Annotated in this window: 21 protein-coding genes; 8 read left to right on the top strand and 13 right to left on the bottom strand. The window is 73.8% G+C overall.

Annotated elements, in window-relative coordinates; all coding sequences use genetic code 11:
* Window positions 1–50 precede the first annotated feature (50 nt).
* Complete coding sequence (locus tag ACH4TG_RS36270) at window positions 51–650, top strand: SCO3374 family protein (protein WP_398246934.1); 600 nt, start codon at window positions 51–53, stop codon at window positions 648–650.
* On the opposite strand, the gene ACH4TG_RS36265 is transcribed toward ACH4TG_RS36270, so the two are convergent.
* The 4 genes from ACH4TG_RS36265 to ACH4TG_RS36250 all read right to left on the bottom strand — a co-directional run bounded on the left by ACH4TG_RS36265 (window position 581) and on the right by ACH4TG_RS36250 (window position 2,264).
* Window positions 581–919, bottom strand: coding sequence for an Lsr2 family protein (locus tag ACH4TG_RS36265; protein ID WP_398246933.1), 339 nt, complete (start codon window positions 917–919; stop codon window positions 581–583). The two genes, ACH4TG_RS36270 and ACH4TG_RS36265, sit on opposite strands and share 70 nt — an antisense overlap.
* 121 nt (window positions 920–1,040) lie before the next feature.
* Window positions 1,041–1,559 carry an amino-acid N-acetyltransferase gene (locus ACH4TG_RS36260; RefSeq protein ID WP_398246932.1) on the bottom strand — a complete coding sequence of 173 codons (519 nt, stop codon included), beginning with the start codon at window positions 1,557–1,559 and terminating at the stop codon, window positions 1,041–1,043.
* A 9-nt stretch (window positions 1,560–1,568) separates the two neighbouring features.
* The gene (locus tag ACH4TG_RS36255) at window positions 1,569–1,964 is read right to left on the bottom strand and encodes a BlaI/MecI/CopY family transcriptional regulator (RefSeq protein ID WP_398246931.1); all 396 of its coding nucleotides are present in this window, start codon (window positions 1,962–1,964) and stop codon (window positions 1,569–1,571) included.
* 126 nt (window positions 1,965–2,090) lie between these two features.
* Window positions 2,091–2,264 carry a hypothetical protein gene (locus tag ACH4TG_RS36250; protein ID WP_398246930.1) on the bottom strand — a complete coding sequence of 58 codons (174 nt, stop codon included), beginning with the start codon at window positions 2,262–2,264 and terminating at the stop codon, window positions 2,091–2,093.
* 167 nt (window positions 2,265–2,431) lie between these two features.
* Here ACH4TG_RS36250 and ACH4TG_RS36245 point away from each other — a divergent pair, with 167 nt between their 5' ends.
* Complete coding sequence (locus ACH4TG_RS36245; protein ID WP_398246929.1) at window positions 2,432–3,244, top strand: hypothetical protein; 813 nt, start codon at window positions 2,432–2,434, stop codon at window positions 3,242–3,244.
* A 136-nt stretch (window positions 3,245–3,380) separates the two neighbouring features.
* On the opposite strand, the gene ACH4TG_RS36240 is transcribed toward ACH4TG_RS36245, so the two are convergent.
* From ACH4TG_RS36240 to ACH4TG_RS36215, 6 genes are all read right to left on the bottom strand, one after another.
* On the bottom strand, window positions 3,381–4,073 hold the full coding sequence (locus tag ACH4TG_RS36240; RefSeq protein ID WP_398246928.1) for a hypothetical protein: 693 nt from the start codon (window positions 4,071–4,073) through the stop codon (window positions 3,381–3,383).
* A 184-nt stretch (window positions 4,074–4,257) separates the two neighbouring features.
* Entirely contained in the window at window positions 4,258–5,052 is a 795-nt protein-coding gene (locus ACH4TG_RS36235; RefSeq protein WP_398246927.1) for a type III pantothenate kinase, read from the bottom strand.
* Window positions 5,053–5,056: 4 nt separating this feature from the next.
* Window positions 5,057–6,079, bottom strand: a complete 1,023-nt coding sequence (nadC, locus tag ACH4TG_RS36230; protein WP_398246926.1) for a carboxylating nicotinate-nucleotide diphosphorylase — start codon at window positions 6,077–6,079, stop codon at window positions 5,057–5,059.
* The gene (locus ACH4TG_RS36225; protein ID WP_398246925.1) at window positions 6,076–7,914 is read right to left on the bottom strand and encodes an L-aspartate oxidase; all 1,839 of its coding nucleotides are present in this window, start codon (window positions 7,912–7,914) and stop codon (window positions 6,076–6,078) included. The genes nadC and ACH4TG_RS36225 overlap by 4 nt, the downstream gene beginning before the upstream one ends.
* On the bottom strand, window positions 7,911–8,756 hold the full coding sequence (gene panC / locus ACH4TG_RS36220; protein ID WP_398246924.1) for a pantoate--beta-alanine ligase: 846 nt from the start codon (window positions 8,754–8,756) through the stop codon (window positions 7,911–7,913). Before panC ends, ACH4TG_RS36225 begins: the two co-directional genes overlap by 4 nt.
* The gene (locus ACH4TG_RS36215; RefSeq protein WP_398246923.1) at window positions 8,753–9,646 is read right to left on the bottom strand and encodes a Rossmann-like and DUF2520 domain-containing protein; all 894 of its coding nucleotides are present in this window, start codon (window positions 9,644–9,646) and stop codon (window positions 8,753–8,755) included. Before ACH4TG_RS36215 ends, panC begins: the two co-directional genes overlap by 4 nt.
* A gap of 253 nt (window positions 9,647–9,899) precedes the next feature.
* Between ACH4TG_RS36215 and ACH4TG_RS36210 the strand changes: the two genes are divergently transcribed.
* From ACH4TG_RS36210 to ACH4TG_RS36200, 3 genes are all read left to right on the top strand, one after another.
* Window positions 9,900–11,102: a sensor histidine kinase gene (locus tag ACH4TG_RS36210; RefSeq protein ID WP_398246922.1), complete on the top strand. Its 1,203-nt coding sequence runs from the start codon at window positions 9,900–9,902 to the stop codon at window positions 11,100–11,102.
* A gap of 67 nt (window positions 11,103–11,169) precedes the next feature.
* Window positions 11,170–11,859, top strand: a complete 690-nt coding sequence (locus tag ACH4TG_RS36205; protein WP_398246921.1) for a response regulator — start codon at window positions 11,170–11,172, stop codon at window positions 11,857–11,859.
* A gap of 103 nt (window positions 11,860–11,962) precedes the next feature.
* A complete protein-coding gene (locus ACH4TG_RS36200) occupies window positions 11,963–12,934 on the top strand; it encodes a zinc-binding alcohol dehydrogenase family protein (protein WP_398246920.1) in 972 nt (323 codons plus the stop codon).
* An 84-nt stretch (window positions 12,935–13,018) separates the two neighbouring features.
* Here the strand turns inward: ACH4TG_RS36200 and ACH4TG_RS36195 are convergent, their stop codons facing one another.
* Window positions 13,019–14,188 carry a threonine aldolase family protein gene (locus tag ACH4TG_RS36195; protein WP_398246919.1) on the bottom strand — a complete coding sequence of 390 codons (1,170 nt, stop codon included), beginning with the start codon at window positions 14,186–14,188 and terminating at the stop codon, window positions 13,019–13,021.
* Window positions 14,189–14,318: 130 nt separating this feature from the next.
* The gene (gene cdgB / locus ACH4TG_RS36190) at window positions 14,319–15,983 is read right to left on the bottom strand and encodes a diguanylate cyclase CdgB (RefSeq protein WP_398246918.1); all 1,665 of its coding nucleotides are present in this window, start codon (window positions 15,981–15,983) and stop codon (window positions 14,319–14,321) included.
* A 330-nt stretch (window positions 15,984–16,313) separates the two neighbouring features.
* Between cdgB and ACH4TG_RS36185 the strand changes: the two genes are divergently transcribed.
* On the top strand, window positions 16,314–16,826 hold the full coding sequence (locus tag ACH4TG_RS36185) for a flavin reductase family protein (protein WP_398246917.1): 513 nt from the start codon (window positions 16,314–16,316) through the stop codon (window positions 16,824–16,826).
* Window positions 16,827–16,857: 31 nt separating this feature from the next.
* Here the strand turns inward: ACH4TG_RS36185 and arfB are convergent, their stop codons facing one another.
* The gene (gene arfB, locus ACH4TG_RS36180) at window positions 16,858–17,283 is read right to left on the bottom strand and encodes an alternative ribosome rescue aminoacyl-tRNA hydrolase ArfB (RefSeq protein ID WP_398246916.1); all 426 of its coding nucleotides are present in this window, start codon (window positions 17,281–17,283) and stop codon (window positions 16,858–16,860) included.
* Between the two features lie 140 nt (window positions 17,284–17,423).
* Between arfB and ACH4TG_RS36175 the strand changes: the two genes are divergently transcribed.
* Both ACH4TG_RS36175 and ACH4TG_RS36170 read left to right on the top strand, forming a co-directional pair.
* Window positions 17,424–17,999, top strand: a complete 576-nt coding sequence (locus ACH4TG_RS36175; protein ID WP_398246915.1) for a TerD family protein — start codon at window positions 17,424–17,426, stop codon at window positions 17,997–17,999.
* Window positions 18,000–18,112: 113 nt separating this feature from the next.
* Window positions 18,113–18,601: a hypothetical protein gene (locus ACH4TG_RS36170; RefSeq protein WP_398246914.1), complete on the top strand. Its 489-nt coding sequence runs from the start codon at window positions 18,113–18,115 to the stop codon at window positions 18,599–18,601.
* Window positions 18,602–18,649 lie beyond the last annotated feature (48 nt).

The following is an 18,649-nucleotide window of genomic DNA, read 5'->3' as shown; positions in this document are numbered from 1 at the left end:
GCCGTGACGCGGCGCATTCGGGCCGGGACGAAGCGTAACCCTGGTGGCGGGTGGCAGTTGCACACGGTATGGGCTGGTACGAGCACGAGCTGGGGTGGCCGGTCTCCGGGTCGCCGCCCGGTCTGGTCACCGGGGTCCGGTTCGACGCGCTGGACGCGCCGGCGGAGGCCGGCTTCGCCATGCTGAGCCGCTTCTCGCGGCCGGAGCAGCTGGGGCCCGTCGCCCTGGACGGCCACCGGATCAGGCTGCTGGTCGCCGCGGGCGCGGCGGAGGAGCTGCCGGGGCTGCTGGAGTGGCTGGAGTGGGGCGGGATCGCCCTGGACCTGGCCGCACTGGGCGCAGGCACCCTGATGCGGGCCCCGGCGCATCCCGAATGGGTCCGCCGGGAGGCCGCGTACGACCGGTCGGCACCGGTGTGGCTGCGGCCTCCTCGGCCGGGAGTAGACGTGGAATCCGCCGTGCCCGCACTGCGTGTCTCGGACCGTGCCGATGGATCGGGGGTGCCCATCGGACTGGCGGCACTGGTCGCCTCGCTGGCGACCGCCTGCCACCGGCTCACGCTGCGAACGCGCGCCCAGGATCAGCCGTGGGCCTTCTCGTACGCCTCACGGATGGTCGCGGGCACGCGTCCGCGGTCGTTGACTTCGTAGCCCTTCTCCTTGGCCCACGCACGGATCTTGGCGGTGTCGGGGCCGGAAGCGCCCCCGCTGCGGACCGCCTTGGTGCGCCCGCGGCCCGCCCGTCCACCGGTACGGCGGCCACGGTCCGTGTACGGGTTGAGCAGCCCGCGCAGCTTGTCGGCATTCTCTGTGGTGAGGTCGATCTCGTACGTCACACCGTCGAGTGCGAACGTCACGGTCTCGTCCGCCTCGCCACCGTCGAGGTCGTCAACAAGAAGGACCTGAACCTTCTGTGCCACCGGCTTCCCTTTCATCGAAAACGGATTAACGGTAAAAGCAAAGCGCCTTTCACCGGAAAACACAAACCCCTTGCGCGAAGAGGTTCGCCCGAGGTAGCGCGATCCGGACAAACCGGATCTCTCAGAGTTGCAGCAGCATGCGGCTGTTGCCCAAGGTGTTCGGTTTCACTCGCTCGAGGTCGAGGAACTCGGCGACACCCTCGTCATTGGAGCGGAGCAGCTCACCGAAGACATCGCGGTCCACCGGGGTCTCGCCGATCTCCACGAAGCCGTGCTTGGCGAAGAAGTCCACTTCGAAGGTCAGGCAGAAAATGCGGCGCACTCCCAGCCACCGCGCGGTGTCCAGCAACTTGGTCAGCAGCAGGTGGCCGACGCCCCTGCCGTGCAGCTCGGTGGCCACCGCCAGGGTCCTGACCTCGGCCAGGTCCTCCCACATCACGTGCAGCGCGCCGCAGGCCACCACCGTGGCGTCCTCGTCGCGTTCGGCCACCCAGAACTCCTGGATGTCCTCATAAAGGGTCACCGTGGCCTTGTCGAGCAGGATGCCGCCGCGGACATAGGAGTCCAGCAGGGCCCGTACCGCGGGGACATCGACGGTGCGGGCGCGGCGGATCGTGACGTCATTCGACATGAGGGCCATGGGCGGACGCTATCGTCCTTCGGCTTCGCCCGGTCCCGAGGGGTCACCCGACTCGATGATGCGCATTGCGTCCCGCAACGCCTCGCGCTGTTCCGGTGACATCATGCCGAAGAAGTGGACCAGTGCGGCCGCGGGGTTGTCGCTCGCCGCCCACGCTTCGTTCATCAGTGCGGCTGAGTATGCCGCTCTCGTCGATACCGCCTCATAGCGATATGCGCGGCCTTCCTGGGTGCGCCGGAGCCACCCCTTCTGACGCAGGTTGTCCATTACGGTCATCACCGTTGTGTAGGCGATGGAACGGTCCCGTGTCAGGTCTTCGAGTACCTCACGAACCGTGACCGGGCGGTTCCACTCCCACACCCGTGTCATCACGGCGTCTTCGAGCTCTCCCAGCGGTCGGGGCACACTGGGAATCCTACGGGCCGATAAGCGGAAATGCCCGAATTGCTACTCCGCGCAGGCTGTGCTGGGGCGGGTACGCAGGCCCGAGCCCCCGGCCGCCGCCGGCCGGGTGTGTCCTGTGTGTCGCGCCTACTCGGCGTCGGCGGTGCGCTGCGACGCCTCGGCCCGGGCGAGCGCGGCGTCGACCGCGGCGTCCTCCTTGGCCTTGTTGGCGCCGCCCTGGTTCTTGATGATCGTCACGACCAGCACGGTGAAGAACACCGCCATCACCAGAGGCGGCACGATCGCGGAGAGGTAGTCCATGGCGTCCAGCGTAGCCAGGCGCCCGGTGGCACTTTTGCCCGCCCTCTGTTGTCCGCGCCGCCGTGGCGGGCCAGAGTGGTCGGCGCAAGCGGCAGCCGCACGCCGGCCACGGGGTGCGCCCTGCCGGGGCCGACGCCGGCAGCGCAGCACCGAAAGGCTCCCCCACCGTGGCAGAGCGCGAGGGCAATCCGCCGATCGAGGCGTTCCTGGACTCGCTGTCCGCGGCGAACCGCAGGACGCTCGCCGCCTCCGGGTTCGACATGGCCCGGCTGCGCGAGCTGGCCGGCACCGAGGCCGGCGCGCGGCAGGTCCGGCACATCGTCGCCGAGTTCGGGGCCTCCCCCGGCCGGCGGGCGACGGTACGCCGCCTGGCGGGTCCTGGCCCGGCGGACATCGCCGACCCGGCGGGCAAGGTGGCGGGGTTCTGGCTGCTGTACCTGCTGGGCGCGGCGGTCCTGCTGCTGGTCCTGCTGGGCTGCGTGGTGCTGGTCGGGCAGCTGCTCGGGGTGATCGTCGCGGTGCTGGGCTTCACGGGGCTGTTCCTGATGTGGGCGGTCGTGCCCAGCGCGCCGTGGAGCGGTCCCGCGTTCCTGGTGACGGTGCCGGCGATGATCGTGCTGCTGGCGGCGACGCTGCTCTACTCCCCCGAGTGGTACCTGGCGGCGCGCGGCCGGGACGCGCAGGCCACCGTCGAGTCGCCGACGTACCGGTGGGAGCACGGCGCCCGGGTGGCCACCTGCCGGGTGCGGCTGCCCGACGGCTCGGTGCACGGCGTCCGCGCCGACGGCACCTGCGCCCGCGCCGTAGGACTGGTCCGGCCGGTGGTGTACGACCCGGCAGGCCGCGTCGGGCCGGCGTTCGGGCGCCGCACCGGGCTCGGTGCGAGGGCCCGCGACGTGGCGGGCGGGGCCGCGGGGCTGGCCGTGCTCGCCGCGGCGGTGGCCCTGGCGGGCTCGGCCCGCCGCCGGGGTGCGCGCTGAGCGCGCGGCTGAGCGCGCGGCCGTGCCGGGCCGCCATGCAGGCCGGGCTCCCCGTCCTGGACGCCGCTGGCCGCCGCCACGGGAAAGGGCGCCGGCCACGGTGGTGGCCGGCGCCCTTTGCGGTGGCGGGGGACGGTCAGGCGCTGCGCGCCGCCTGGTCCGGCTTGCGCGTCCTGCGGTGCGGCGGCCAGATCTCCGCGGGCGTGGGCGTGCGCGGCTTGTCCGGGGTGGCCGGCTTGGGCTTCTCCTCCGGCGCCTGGCCGGGCCCGGGGCCCGGCTTGGGCGCGGGCTTGGGCGTCGGCTCGTCGGCGAGTCCGGGCAGGGTGAGCAGCCGGCGTGGGGCGGTCATAGTCATATGGGCCTCCAGACGCAGTCGGACGTCGTTCTCCGCGAGGGTCTCGCTGCGGCGCAGCAGCACGGTGCGCCGCCGGTTCTCCGCGGGGCCGCACGGCAGCGCGCGCAGCCGCCGCAGGGCGGCCAAATCGTCGGCGCGGGGGACGTATCCCGCCGCGAGCGCGGCGGTCAGGCGCTCCAGGTAGCCGCCCGCACTGCCCGGGAGTGCCTGCCGGTACCGGACCAGCTCGTCCAGCAGGAAGGCACGCAGCCGCCCGGCCTCGTGCACGGCCTCGTCGAGTGCCTCGGCCAGCCGCAGGCAGTCCTGGACGTACTCCGCCGGGCGGGGCGCGGCGGCGGGGGTAAGGGCGGTGGACGCCGCGGGCGGGCCCGGCCTCCTGCTGGGGTGCAGGACCTCGGCCAGCGCGCGCCGCAGCACGCTCAGCTCGTTCGCGCTGAACGCCATTCCGCCTCGGGTTCCGTGTGGCGTGGGCATGAATGGACTTTAAGTGCTAAGAGGACAAACTTCGCGCAATACGGTATACGCGGTGCGTCGCCGGGATGGGTGCGTCCCCGCGGCGGGCCCCGGGACGTGCGCGAGCGCCTCCGCGCGGCTTCCCGGAACCCGTAGCGGGCCCGCCGCGGGGAGGTCGCGGAGCCACCGCGGGCCCGTCGCGGGATCAGGTCGTGGAGACGTTCCGCTCGTAGACCAGCCGCAGGCCGATGAGGGTCAGCCACGGCTCGTGCGCGTCGATGATGGACGCCTCGCCCAGCACCAGCGGGGCGAGCCCGCCGGTGGCGATGACGGTGACGTCGTCCGGGTCGTCGGCCAGCTCGCGGGCCATCCGCTCGGCGATGCCGTCGGCCTGCCCGGCGAAGCCGTACAGGATGCCGGACTGCATCGCCTCGATGGTGTTCTTGCCGATGACGCTGCGCGGCCGGGCGAGTTCGATCTTCCGCAGCTGCGCGCCGCGCACCCCCAGGGCGTCCACCGAGATCTCGATGCCCGGGGCGATCGCCCCGCCGACGTACTCCCCGCGTGCCGACACCGCGTCGAACGTGGTGGCGGTGCCGAAGTCGACGACGATGCACGGGCCGCCGTACAGGTGCACCGCCGCAAGGGAGTTGATGATCCGGTCGGAGCCGACCTCCTTGGGGTGGTCGACCAGGATCGGCACGCCGGTCTTGATGCCCGGCTCGACCAGGATCGACGGCACGTCGCCGTAGTAGCGCCGGGTCACCTCGCGCAGCTCGTGCAGCACCGACGGCACCGTCGAGCAGATCGCGATGCCGTCGATGCCGTCCCCGAGGTCGCCGAGCAGCGGGTGCATGCCCATCAACCCCTGGAGCAGGACGGCGAGTTCGTCGGCGGTCCGGCGGGCGTCGGTGGAGATCCGCCAGTGCTCGACGATCTCCTCGCCGTCGAACAGCCCCAGGACCGTGTGCGTGTTGCCGACGTCGATGGTGAGCAGCATCCGCCTACGCTTCCGCTCGCAGGTCCAGGCCGATGTCCAGGATCGGGGAGGAGTGCGTGAGCGCGCCCACCGCGAGGAAGTTAACGCCGGTCTCCGCGTAGGCGCGGGCGTTGTCCAGCGTCAGCCGCCCGGAGGACTCCAGGAAGGCCCGGCCGGCGACGATCGCCACCGCCTCGGCGGTCTCGGCGGGGGTGAAGTTGTCGAGCAGGATCAGGTCGGCGCCGGCGTCCAGCACCTCCCGCACCTGGTGCAGGGTGTCCACCTCGACCTCGATGGGCACGTCGGGGAACTCCTCGCGGACCAGCTTGAACGCCTGGGCGACTCCGCCCGCGGCGACCACGTGGTTGTCCTTGACCAGGGCCGCGTCGGACAGCGACATCCGGTGGTTGGCGCCGCCGCCGCAGCGCACCGCGTACTTCTCCAGGGCCCGCAGGCCCGGCGTGGTCTTGCGGGTGTCGCGCACCTGCGTCGTGGTGCCCTCCAGCGCCTCCACCCACCGGGCGGTCGCGGTGGCGATGCCGGACAGCCGGCACAGCAGGTTCAGGGCGCTGCGCTCGGCGGTCAGCAGGTCGCGGGTCCGGGTGGTCACCGTCAGCAGCTTCTGCCCGGCCTCGACCCGGTCGCCGTCCTCGACGTGCCGCTCGACCTCGAACGCGTCGGTGCACACCACGGACAGCACCGCCTCGGCGACCCGCAGCCCGGCGACCGTGCCGGCCTCGCGCGCGGTGAAGTCGCCGACCGACAGCGCCTCCTCGGGCACCGTCGCCACCGTGGTGACGTCCACGCCCTGGTCGAGGTCCTCCTCGATCGCCATGTGCGCGATGTCCTCGACCTGGACCGGGTCGAGCCCGGCGTCGGCCAGCAGCACCGCCAGGTCCGGGTCCAGGCCGCACTCCAGCGGGTCGAGCGCGTAGTCCTCGCCGTCGCCGCAGCCGCAGCCGTCACCGCAGCCGCCGCCCGCCGCGGGCGGCGGCCCGATCGTCGGCAGCGGCAGGGAGACGGGCTGGGGACGGTCGGGGGTGGTCACGAGAACTCCTTCGGTGCGGCGGGCTGCCGGTCGGGCGCCTCGGTGGGCGCCTGCGCGGCCGCGGGGGCCGGATGCGGTGCGGCCGCCCCATCATCCCCGATCCGGGAGGGGCGCGTGCCCGCGAAGTCGGGGCCTTCGGTGGTCCGCACCTCCAGTGTGCGGTGCGGGGTGAGCCGGACGACGAGGTGCCGCCGCCACCGGGCGTCGTCCCGGTCCGGGCGGTCGTCGCGCCAGTGGCAGCCGCGGGTCTCCTCGCGGCGCCGGGCGGCGGCGACCAGCACCCGGGCCACCAGGCTCAGGTTCGTCGCCTCCCACGTCTCCACGCACGGCTCCGCGGTCTTGCCGTCCCGGTCGTACGCCTCGACGGCCGCGGTGTTCAGCCGCTCCAGCGCGCCGGCGGCCACCGTCAGGCTCTCCGCGCTGCGCAGCACGCCGGCGCCCGCGGACATGATCCGCTGCACCTCGTAGCGCGCCTCAGAGGCCAGCAGCGGATCGCCGTGGACCTGGCCCGTGGGGCCGGGAACGACCGGCTCGCCGGACACCGCCGGGTGCGCGGCGATGTCGGCGGCGATCCGCTCGGCGAAGACCAGGCCCTCCAGCAGCGAGTTGGAGGCGAGCCGGTTCGCGCCGTGCACGCCGGTGCAGGCGACCTCGCCGCACGCGTACAGGCCCGGCACCGTGGTCCGGCCGCGCAGGTCGGTGCGCACCCCGCCGGAGGCGTAGTGCGCGGCCGGCGACACCGGGATCGGCCGGGTCACCGGATCGATGCCGTGCGCCCGGCAGGCGGCCAGGATCGTCGGGAAGCGCTGCTCCCACATCTGCGCGCCAAAGTGCGTGGCGTCCAGGTACATGTGCGCGGCGCCGGTCTCCTGCATGCGGCGCAGGATCCCCTTGGCGACCACGTCGCGCGGCGCCAGCTCGGCCAGTTCGTGCTGCCCGACCATGAAGCGCACGCCGTCGGCGTCCACCAGGTGCGCGCCCTCGCCGCGGACCGCCTCCGACACCAGCGGCTGCTGGCCCTCGGCGTCCGGGCCCAGCCACAGCACCGTCGGGTGGAACTGGACGAACTCCAGGTCGCTGACCTCGGCGCCCGCGCGCAGCGCCAGCGCCACGCCGTCGCCGGTGGACACCGCGGGGTTGGTGGTGGCGGCGAAGACCTGGCCCATGCCGCCGGTGGCCAGCACCACGGCCGGCGCGTGCACCGCGCCCACGCCGTCGCGGGCCCCGGCGCCCATCACGTGCAGGGTGACGCCGGCGGTGCGGCCCTCGGCGTCGGTGAGCAGGTCGAGCACCAAGGCGTTCTCGACGAACTCGATACCGGCGGCGCGGACCGCGGCGATCAGCGCGCGGGAGACCTCGGCGCCCGTGGCGTCGCCGCCGGCGTGCGTGATGCGCCGCCTGCGGTGCCCGCCCTCGCGGGTCAGCAGCAGCTCACCGGTGGCGGCGTCGGTGTCGAAGTGGGCGCCGGTGGCGATCAGCCGGCGCACCGCGTCCGCGCCCTCGGTGACCAGCGTGCGCACCGCCGGCTCGTCGCACAGCCCGGCGCCGGCCACCAGGGTGTCCTCCAGGTGCTGGTCCGGGGTGTCGCCGTCGCCGAGCGCGGCCGCGATGCCGCCCTGCGCCCAGCGGGTCGAGCCGTCGTCCAGGTGGGCCTTGGTCACCACCGTGACCTTCGCGCCGGCGGCGGCGCAGCGCAGCGCCACCGTGAGCCCGGCGACGCCGGAGCCGACCACGACCACGTCCGCGCGCAGCGCCCAGCCGGGCGGCGGCGCGGTCAGGCGTATGCCGGTGCTGCTGCCGGCGCCGTCGCGGCCGGCGTTCCAGGTGGCGGTCATTCGGGTTCTCCGAACTCCAGGGGGATGTTGTCGATCAGCCGGGTGGCGCCGACCTTCGCGGCGACGGCCAGCACGGCCGGGCCGGTGTGGCCGGGGGCGGCGTCGGTGAAGTCGGCGGGGTCGATGAGCGCGAGGTAGTCCGGGCGGACCGGCGGCTGCGCCGCGGCGGCCTCGTCGAGCACCACCTGCGCCGCCCGCAGGGCCGCGGCCGGGCCCCGCGCCGCCGCCTCCCGGCCGCTGAACAGCGCCCGGGACAGGGCGCGGGCCGAGACCCGCTCGCTCTCGGACAGGTAGCGGTTGCGGCTGGACAGCGCCAGCCCGTCGTCCTCCCGCACGGTCGGGACGGCGACGATCTCCACCCCGAAGTTCAGGTCGGTGACCATCCGGCGGATCAGCGCGAGCTGCTGGGCGTCCTTCTGGCCGTAGAACGCGGCCTGCGGGCGGGTCAGGTGCAGCAGCTTGGCGACGACGGTGAGCATCCCGTCGAAGTGGCCGGGGCGCGAGGCGCCCTCGTAGCGCTCGCCCATGGGCCCGGCGGAGATCCGCACCTGCGGCTGGCCGCCCGGGTACACCTCGTCCGCGTCGGGGGCGAACACCACGTCCGCGCCGGCCAGCTCGGCGAGCTTGACGTCGGCGTCCAGGGTGCGCGGGTAGCGGTCGAGGTCCTCGCCGGGGCCGAACTGCAGCGGGTTGACGAAGACGCTCACCGTCACCCGGCCGTCGCCTGCGCGGGCCCGGGCCGCCCGGATCAGCGAGGCGTGCCCCTCGTGGAGCGCACCCATCGTCATGACCACGGCGGCGGCCGGAGCGAGGTCGCGGGCGTGGTGCACCAGTTCGGTCATCGGGTCCCCTCGTCGGCGAGGGCGCCGAGCAGCGCCTCCGCGTACTCGGCCTTGAGCATGCCGTTGGCGAGCGCGCGGTCCGCGGTGGCCCGGGCCATCGCCACGTACGAGGCGACGGTCTCCGGCGCGTGCCGGCGCAGTTCCTCCAGGTGGGCGCTGACGGTGCCGGCGTCGCCGCGGGCGACCGGGCCGGTCAGCGCCGCGTCGCCGGAACGCAGGGCGTTGTCCAGGGCCGCGCCCAGCAGCGGGCCGAGCATCCGGCCCGGCTCCTGCACGCCGGCGGCCCGCAGCAGGTCCATCGACTGCGCGACCAGCGTGACCATGTGGTTCGCGCCGATCGCCAGGCCCGCGTGGTAGAGCGGCCGGGCCGACTCCTCGATCCACTCCGGCTCGCCGCCCATCTCGATGACCAGCGCCTCCGCTGCCATCCGCAGCTCGCCGGGGGCGGTCACCCCGAAAGTGCAGCCGTTCAGGCGCTGGACGTCGACGCGCGAGCCGGTGAACGTCATCACCGGGTGCAGGGCCAGCGGCAGGGCGCCGGCGCGCAGCGCCGGGTCCAGGACCGCGGTGCCGTAGCGGCCCGAGGTGTGCACCAGCAGCTGGCCCGGCCGGACCGCGCCGGTCTCGGCCAGACCGCTGACCAGGTCGGGCAGCGCGTCGTCGGGAACGGTCAGCAGCACCAGGTCGGCGTTCTCCAGCACGGCCGCGGGCTCCACCAGCGGCACGCCGGGCAGCAGCACCTCCGCACGGCGGCGGGAGGCGTCGGACACTCCTGAGGCGGCGGCCGGACGGTGCCCCGCCAGGGCCAGTGCCGCGGTGAGCGTCGCGCCCACCCGGCCCGCGCCCACGACCCCCACGGCCAGCCTCGCCGGCTTCTCCTCGACGACCACGTTGCCTCCCGGCTGTCCCTTCTCGTCAATCCTACGCGAAGGCGGTGCGCGCCGACCCCGGCCGCGACGCGTAACCCGCCTCACACCCCACGCCCCCGTGCGGATGCCCGGCCCCGCGCGTGCCCGCCCCGGACCTGCGGCGGACCGGGTGCGACCCGGGTGAGTCCTGGGGAAGAGGATCCACCTTGGGGCGTAGAGGAGATCGCTCTGCGGGGTGACCCCGTCACGGGTTCCCCTCCCTACGCTGGGTTATGTGCAGCGCGTCTACGACTTCTTCCGACGGCACCCGACAGGGGTCGACTCCTTCTGGGCCGTCGTCCTGCTGGCGGCCTGCGCCGCCTGGATCGTGGGCGACCCCCGACCGTCGGCGGCGGCGAAGGTCGCCGCGGTCCCGCTCTCCTTCGCCCTCGCGACGGTCGTCGCGAGGCGCCGCCGCGCGCCCGAGCGCATGCTGCTGCTGGCCATCGCCACCGGTCTGGCGCAGCTCGCCCTCAACGTCGAGACGAATCCGGGCGACGCCGCCTTCCTGGTGATCATCTACACCTGCGCGTCGAACGCCGAGCGCTGGGCGTCCCGGCTCGCGCTGATCGCGGGTCTGGCCGCCGCCCCCCTGTCGATGGTGCGCTGGCCGCCCCACGAGAGGGGCACGACGATCTGGACCACGCTGTTCCAGACCATCCTGCTCACCGTGATCTTCGCCTGCTCCTGGGTGGTGGGCGACCGGCTGCGCACCCGCCGCGCCTACTACGCGCAGCTGGAGGAGCGGGCGGCGCGCCAGCATCGGGAGCGCGAGGCGCAGTCGAAGGCCGCGGTCGCCGCGGAACGGGCCCGGATCGCCCGCGAGCTGCACGACGTGGTGGCGCACAACGTCTCGGTGATGGTGGTGCAGGCGGACGGCGCCGCCTACGTGCTGGACGCCGCGCCGGACCAGGCGAAGCAGGCGCTGGAGACCATCTCCAGCACGGGGCGGCAGGCGCTGGCCGAGATGCGCCGGCTGCTGGGCCTGCTGCGGGCCGGGGACGACGCGGGCGGCGAGTACGTGCCGCAGCCGGGCGTCGACCAGCTCGCCGACCTCATCGACCAGGTCCGCGGCGCGGGGCTGCCCGTGCGGTTCGAGGTGGCCGGCCAGGCCCGGCCGCTGTCCAGCGGCGTCGAGCTGACCGCGTACCGCATCGTGCAGGAGGCGCTGACCAACGTCCGCAAGCACGGCGGCGACGGCGCGAGCGCCAAGGTCCTGCTGGACTTCGGGGACTCCGCGCTGGACCTGCTGATCGAGGACGACGGCCGGGGCGCCGGCCAGGAGCTGCTCACCCAGGGCGGCCGGGACGGCCTGGGGCAGGGCCTGATCGGCATGCGCGAGCGCATCGGCATGATCGGCGGCACCCTCGACGCCGGGCCCCGCCCCGGCGGCGGCTTCCGGATCAGCGCCGTGCTGCCGCTGAAGACCGGCCGATAGCACCGGCCGACGAGACCCGGCCGCCGAGGACCGGCAGCCGGACCCACGACCAGAGAAAGGACCCCTCATGGCCATCCGGGTCATGCTCGTCGACGACCAGGTGCTGCTGCGCACCGGCTTCCGGATGGTGCTCGCCGCCCAGCCGGACATGGAGGTGGTCGCCGAGGCCGGCGACGGCGCGGAGGCCCTGGAGGTGCTGCGGCACACCAAGGTCGACGTGGTGCTGATGGACGTGCGCATGCCGCGGCTGGACGGCGTGGAGGCGACCCGCCGGATCTGCGGCGGCGACCGGCCGCCCGGCGACGGCGCCCCGCGGGTGCTCATCCTGACCACCTTCGACCTCGACGAGTACGCGTTCACCGCGCTCAAGGCCGGGGCGAGCGGCTTCATGCTCAAGGACGTGCCGCCGGACGAGCTGCTGACCGCGATCCGCGCGGTGCACAGCGGGGACGCGGTGGTCGCCCCGAGCACCACCCGCCGGCTGCTCGACCGGTTCACACCGATGCTGCCCAGCTCCGGCACCGAACGGCAGGACAAGGAGATCGACAAGCTCACCGAGCGCGAACGCGAGGTGCTGATGCTGGTCGCCCAGGGCCTGTCGAACGGGGAGATCGCGCGGAAGCTGGTGCTGTCGGAGGCCACCGTGAAGACCCATGTCGGCCGCATCCTCACCAAGCTGAACCTGCGCGACCGCGTGCAGGCCGTCGTCCTCGCGTACGAATCCGGCCTGGTGCGGGCGGGCGGCGGGAATTTCTAGCCCTCCCCGGGCGTCTTGACGCTTCGACAGGTCGGATGTTGCACCGGGCGGCCGGACAGGGCAGCCTCGGGCAGCAAACGGAACCACGACGGGGAGAATTGGCATGCGCGCCATCGTCATCGAGGAGTTCGGCGGTCCCGAGGTCCTCAGGGTCGCCGACATACCCGCGCCCGAGCCGGGTCCGGGCGAGGTCACCATCGACGTGGCGTACGCGGGCGTCAACTTCGCCGACGTCAAGGCCCGTTCGCAGGGGTACCGGGTGGAGTCGCTGCCGTTCCGGCCCGGCCTGGAGGTCTCCGGGACGGTCCGCGCGGTCGGCGCGGGCGTCGCGGAGTTCGCGGTGGGCCAGGAGGTCGCCGCGTTCCTGAACGGCGGCGGGTACGCCGAGGTGGTGGCCGCGCCGGCCGCGACCGTCTTCGCGGTGCCCGAGGGCCTGTCGCTGCGCACCGGCGCGACCCTGCCCAGCGTGCTGCCCACCGCCTACGGCCTGCTGCACGAGGTGGGCCGGCTGCGCGAGGGCGACACCGTGCTGATCCAGGGCGCGGCCGGCGGTGTCGGCACCGTCGCGGGCCAGCTGGCCCGGATGGGCGGCGCGTCGGCGGTCTACGGCGTGGTGTCCTCGCTCGACAAGGCGGAGCACGCCCTGAAGTCCGGCTACGACCAGGTGTTCGCGGCCGCCACCTTCGACGACGACGTGCGGGCGGCGACCGGCGGCCGGGGCGTGGACATCGCCCTCGACCCGGTCGGCGGCGAGACCTTCACCCGCACCCTGTCGGTCGTCGGCCGCTTCGGGCGGCTGGTCTCGTTCGGCAACGCCGGCTCGGACGAGCCGTGGTCGATCGGCCCGGCCGAGACGTACCCGCTGGCGATCTCGGTCGCCGGCTTCTCCATCCTGAACATGGCCGCGGCCGACCCGCAGCGGCTGCGCACCCTGGCCGCCGCGGCCTTCCGCACCGTCACCGACGGCGGCGTGGAGCTGCCGGTGAGCGCGGAGTTCGCGCTGGAGGACGCGGCCGAGGCGCACCGGCTCGTCGAGTCGCGGACGAGCACCGGCAAGCTGCTGCTCCGGATCTGACCGCACGCCGCCGCGGCCGCCCCCGGACGCGGCGCCCGCGCGGCGGGAGCGATCCGCGCGGGCGCCAACAGCCGTCAACTGGCGTCAGCCGGTGGCGCTTTCGGTGCTGCCGGTGCTCTCGGTCAGGCAGCGCGCGAAGTCGACGGCGGCCGCGCGCACGTCGTCCTCGGTCCACTCCAGGGCGGACGCGCCGACGGTCACCTCGGTCATGGACAGCCCCGGCAGACCCGGCTCCAGGAACCGGCCGCGGCCGAACAGGCTCACCTTGGTCTGCTCGGCCTGCCGCACCGACGCCTCGTCCAGCGCCTCCGCCGGGTAGGGCAGCCACAGCTGGAACTGGTGGGTGTGCGGCTGTTCCGGGTGGATCCGCACGCCGGCCAGGCCGGCCTCGGCCAGTCCCTCGCGCAGCGCCCGCGCGACCGGCCCCGCGTGCGCCACGTACGAGGGCAGCCGCGGCAGTTCGGTGTCGAGCCCGGCCTGCGCGGCGAGCACGGCGGGGAACTGCTCGAAGAGCATGCCGCCGTAGCGGTGCCGCCACGCCTTGGCCTCGCCGATCAGGTCGGCGGAGGAGGCCAGCACCGCACCGGACAGGCCCTCCAGCGACTTGTAGAAGCTGACGTAGACGCTGTCGGCCAGGCCCGCGATCTCCGGCAGCGAGCGGCCGAAGTGCGGCGTGCACTCCCACAGGCGCGCGCCGTCGAGGTGCACGACCGCGTCGCGCTCCCGCGCCGCTTCCACGACCGCGGTCAGCTCGTCCCAGGTGGGCAGCACGAACCCGGCGTCCCGCAGCGGCAGTTCCAGCATCAGGGTGCCGAACGGCTCCTCGAAGTCGCGCACTTCCTCCGCCGTGGGCGTGCGCGGGCTGGTGGTGGGGTGCACGGTCCGCAGACCGCTCACGCTCTGCAGGGCGCCGCGCTCGTGCACCTCGGGGTGCGCCAGCGGGTGCAGGGCGACCACCGGGTTGCCGGTGCGGCCCGCCCAGGACCGCAGGGCCACCTGCTGGGCCATCGTGCCGGTCGGGAAGAACGCGGCGTCCGGCATGCCGAGCAGCTCCGCGACCCGCAGCTCCAGCTCCCGCACGACCCCGTCGCCGTAGTGGTCGGCCTCGCCCTCGGCGGCGGCCGCCGCCAGCCGCTCCAGCTTCTGCCGCATCCCCGGCCGCAGCGCCCCGCTGAGCACCCGCCCGCTTCCCTCGACCGCCGCCCGGCGCCGTACCCTGTCCGCTGCCTTGTCCATCCCCCGATCCTCCCCCATCCCCTTCGCGAGGACGCACGCAGGGACGCACCGGCCGCGGGCGCGAAGGCCCGCCGGGGGGGCGTGCGGGTCGGGGAGGCGGGCCGGGGAGGCGGGCCGGGGCGCGGGGCACCGGGCGGCGCTACCGGGGTCAGCCGGCCCGGCGGTGGCTGGGCTTGGCGGAGCGGCTGCGCTTCTCGACGTACATCCGCTGGTCCGCCGAGTGCAGCACCTCCTCGGTGGACATCCCGCACGCGGCCCAGCCGATGCCGAAGCTCGCGCCGACCCGCACCGCGCGGCCGTCCACCCGGATCGGCGGGATGATCGCGTTGCGCAGCCGCACCGACAGGTCGGCGGCGTCCGCCGGGGCCAGGCCGTCCGCGAGGACCACGAACTCGTCGCCGCCCAGCCGCGCGACGGTGTCGCCGTCGCGCACCGCGCCGGTCAGCCGCCGGGCCACCTCGATGAGGACCGCGTCCCCGGTGTGGTGGCCGAACCGGTCGTTGATCGACTTGAAGCCGTCGAGGTCGCAGAAGAGCACCGCGAGGCCCTTGTGGGCGGACTCCTCGTCCTTCTCGTCGGGCGCCACCGCGTGGGTGTGGGAGTCCAGCGCGCCCAGCGGCGCGGCCAGTTCGTCGGGCCCGTAGCCGTAGGAGAAGGCGAACTCGTCGGGGCCGCCGGCCTCCTCGCTCAGCACGACCGCGGACGCCTCCCGGACGTCGCGGTCCTGCGGGCGCGAGCACAGCCGGGCCGACAACCGGGCGCGCAGCTCCGCGCTGTTGGGCAGCCCGGTCAGCGAGTCGTGGCTTGCCCGGTGGGCGAGCTGGAGTTCGCGGCTCTTGCGCTCCTCGATGTCCTCGACGTGGGTGAGCAGGAACCGCGGGCCGTCGGCGGTGTCGGCGACCACGGAGTTGCGCAGCGACGCCCAGACGTAGGAGCCGTCGCGGCGGGCCAGCCGCAGTTCGGCCCGGCCCCCCTCGGCCGAGGTGCGCAGCAGCAGCCCGACATCCTCGGGGTGCACCAGGTCGGAGAAGGAGAAGCGGCGCATGGTGGACGCCGAGCGCCCGAGCAGCCGGCACAGCGCGTCGTTGGCGCGCAGCAGCTTGCCGTGCTGGTCGCCGCCCATCTCGGCGATGGCCATGCCGCTGGGCGCGTACTCGAAGGCCTGCCGGAAGCTCTCCTCACTGGCCCGCAGCGCCTGCTGGTCGCGTTCCAGCCGGACCAGGGCGCGCTGCATGTTCGCCCGCAGCCGGGCGTTGCTGATCGCGATGCCGGCCTGGAAGGCGTACATCTGCAGGGCCTCGCAGCCCCACGGGCCCGGGTGCCGGCCGCTGCTGGGCTGGTCCACCGAGATCACGCCGATCAGCTCGCTGCCCACGGTCTGCGAGGAGTACATCGGCGCGTAGAGCCGGTCGCCGGGGTGCCACTCGTCGGCGAACCGCGGCAGCGGGCCCTCGGTGTGCCACTGCGGCACGTCGTCGTCGATGAGCACCCAGCCCTCGGTGTGCGGGATGAAGCGCAGCACGCCCCACCGCTCCCCCATCGTCAGCCGCCGCTCCCAGGAGGCGCGGGAGCCGACCCGGCCGGCCAGCAGCGCCTCCCCGGCCGCGCTCCCGGCGAAGGCGGCCACGACGAGGTCGCCGTCCGGGCGCACCAGGTTCACGGCGGCCAGTTCGTAGCCGAGGCCGCGCACCACTCCGTCGGCGACCGCCTGGAGGGTGTCGGCGAGGCTGCGCGCGGTGTTGAGGTCCGCGACGACCTGGTGCAGCTGGCGCAGGGTCGCGAGGCGGACATACGGCTCCGAATCGGTGTCCATGCCCCTCTCCACGCCCTCTGCAGCGGCTCCCGTGATGATCTCCGGCGTTCGGTCTTCCTGGTCCCTGTGGTTACGCATGCGCACTCATCCGATTACACCGGCAACTGAATCACAGCGAGCTGTCCGCCCGGTACACAGGGTCAACAATTCCTCCCCCTTGTGACTCAAGTCACACCATCAGGTAAGCAGTTGAATACACAACGTAGAGCCTTTGGTCCTAGGACCTGATGCGCGGGGGTCGGGACCACAGCCCGATGCAGGGCCGTTCCACCGACCCGTAACGTGAGGAGCGTGCTTCACAACTCCCCGGGACGGCATTCTGGGACCACCATGGGTCCGACCGCCAGCATCGACGACTTCCGCGCCGCCATGACCCGCCTCGCCGCGGGCGTGGTGCTGATCACGGCGCACGACGCCGATGACCCGCCACGCGGCGAGGACGTCGGCATGACGGCGACGGCGTTCATGTCGGTGTCCCTGGAACCGCCCCTGGTCCTGGTGAGCGTGCGGGTGGGCTCGCGGATGGACGAATTGCTGGAGCGGCAGCCGCGCTGGGCGGTGTCCGTGCTCAGCGAGAGCCAGCGGCACATCGCGGGCCGGTTCGCCATGCGCGGCCGGATCAGCGACCGCCTGCTCTTCGAGGACATCGCCTACTACCGCGGCGAGGAGTCGGGGGCGCCGATCCTCGGCGGGGCGCTGGCGATACTCGAGTGCGAGACCCAGCAGCGGGTCCCGGCCGGCGACCACACCCTGCTGGTGGGGCGCGTCATGACCGCCCGCACCCCCAGCGCCGACGGCGGCCCCCTCACCTACTTCCGCGGCCGCTACCGCTACCTGACCTGACGGCCGCGGGCCGGCGCGTACCGGGCGGGATCTAGTCCCAGTTCCCGCGGCGGTTCCGCTTGGTCTCGCTGCGCTGCTTCTTCACCCGCAGCCGGCGCTCGTTGATGCCGCGCGGGATCCGGGTGGCGCGACGGGCCTTGGGGGGCGGCGCGGTGGCCTGCGCGAGGAGCGCGGCCATCCTGGCCTCCGCCGCCTCGCGGTTGCGCCACTGCGAACGGTGCTCGGACGCCCGCACGGTGAGCACGCCGCCGGCCAGCCGGCCGGCGAGCCGCTCCAGGGCCCGCTCCTTCCACACCGGCGGCAGCGACTCGCTCGCCCCCAGGTCGAACCGCAACTCCACCTGCGTGTCACTGGTGTTGACGTGCTGCCCGCCCGGCCCCGAGGACCGGGAGAAACGCCACATCAGCTCGGCCTCCGGCACGGAGACCGAACCGCGGATGTGCAGTGGCCCGGACATGACTCCATGATCCCGCGTCCGCGGTCACCCGTCACGGGGATTTCGTCCCATGACGGAACCTCCTGAGCCGCCCCCGCGTATGGAAGTGATGACGGTACTTTCGTCCGCAACACCTACGAGACCACAAAAGGGGACTTCCCATGGCGGTAAGCCTGACCAAGGGCGGCAATGTCTCACTGAGCAAGGAAGCGCCCGGTCTGACGGCCGTGACGGTCGGCCTGGGCTGGGACGTCCGAACCACCACCGGTACCGACTTCGACCTCGACGCGAGCGCCATCGCGGTCAACGCCACCGGCAAGGTCTACTCGGACGGCCACTTCGTCTTCTTCAACAACAAGCAGAGCCCGGACCAGACCATCGTCCACACCGGCGACAACCGCACCGGCGAGGGCGAGGGCGACGACGAGCAGATCAACGTCAACCTCGCGGGCCTGCCCGCGGACATCGACAAGATCGTCTTCCCGGTGTCCATCTACGACGCCGAGGCGCGCAGCCAGAACTTCGGCCAGGTGCGCAACGCCTACATCCGCATCGTCAACCAGGCCGGCGGCGCCGAGATCGCCCGCTACGACCTGAGCGAGGACGCGGCGACCGAGACCGCCATGGTCTTCGGCGAGCTGTACCGCAACGGCGCCGAGTGGAAGTTCCGCGCCGTCGGCCAGGGCTACGCCTCCGGCCTGGTGGGCATCGCCACGGACTTCGGCGTCAACCTCTGACGTCCGCCGCGCCTTCCCGGCCCCCGCACCCCGGCCCCGCGCCGGGCAGCGGGGGCCGTCGGCGTCCCGGGGCGAGTGTCCGCGACCGCCGGGGCGTCTGACACGATGCGCCCGTGATCGACCTCGGATACGCCCTGTCCCGCCGCTTCCCCGACCCGCCGCAGACCGACTACCGGACGGCCGACGTCCGGGCGCTGCGCCACGACCTGTTCTGCGGGGACGTCTACCTGGCGGAGGGCGAGCGGGAGCTGTCCACCCGGTGGGGCTGGGTGCCCGTGCTGGACTTCGCGTGGGCGCTGTGCACGATCGCCGAGGACCTGGACCGCGACCCGCAGGGCAGCCGCGCCGCGCGCCCGCAGCACGCCGAGTTCGACTTCACCGAGTCCACCGACCGGCTGCGCTTCGTCCGCCGCTTCGGGCACGTGGACGTCACCGCCGACTGGGTCCCGGACGAGCCGCCGCTGACCGTGCGGCACGAGGAACTGCGCCGCGAGGCCCGGGACTTCCTGCACGACCTGGTCGCCGATCTCACCGACATGCACGAGGGCCTGGACGGCAACCCCGTCGTGTGGGAGCTGCTCGCCCGCTACCCGCGGGTCTGACCGGCCGGGCGGCGGCCGCGACTTGACCTCAAGCCCGCTTGAGGTTGT

Origin of the sequence: Streptomyces sp. NPDC020917 (assembly GCF_044333795.1) — a bacterium.
Taxonomy (GTDB): domain Bacteria; phylum Actinomycetota; class Actinomycetes; order Streptomycetales; family Streptomycetaceae; genus Actinacidiphila.
This window is presented reverse-complemented; position numbering and strand designations above follow the sequence as displayed.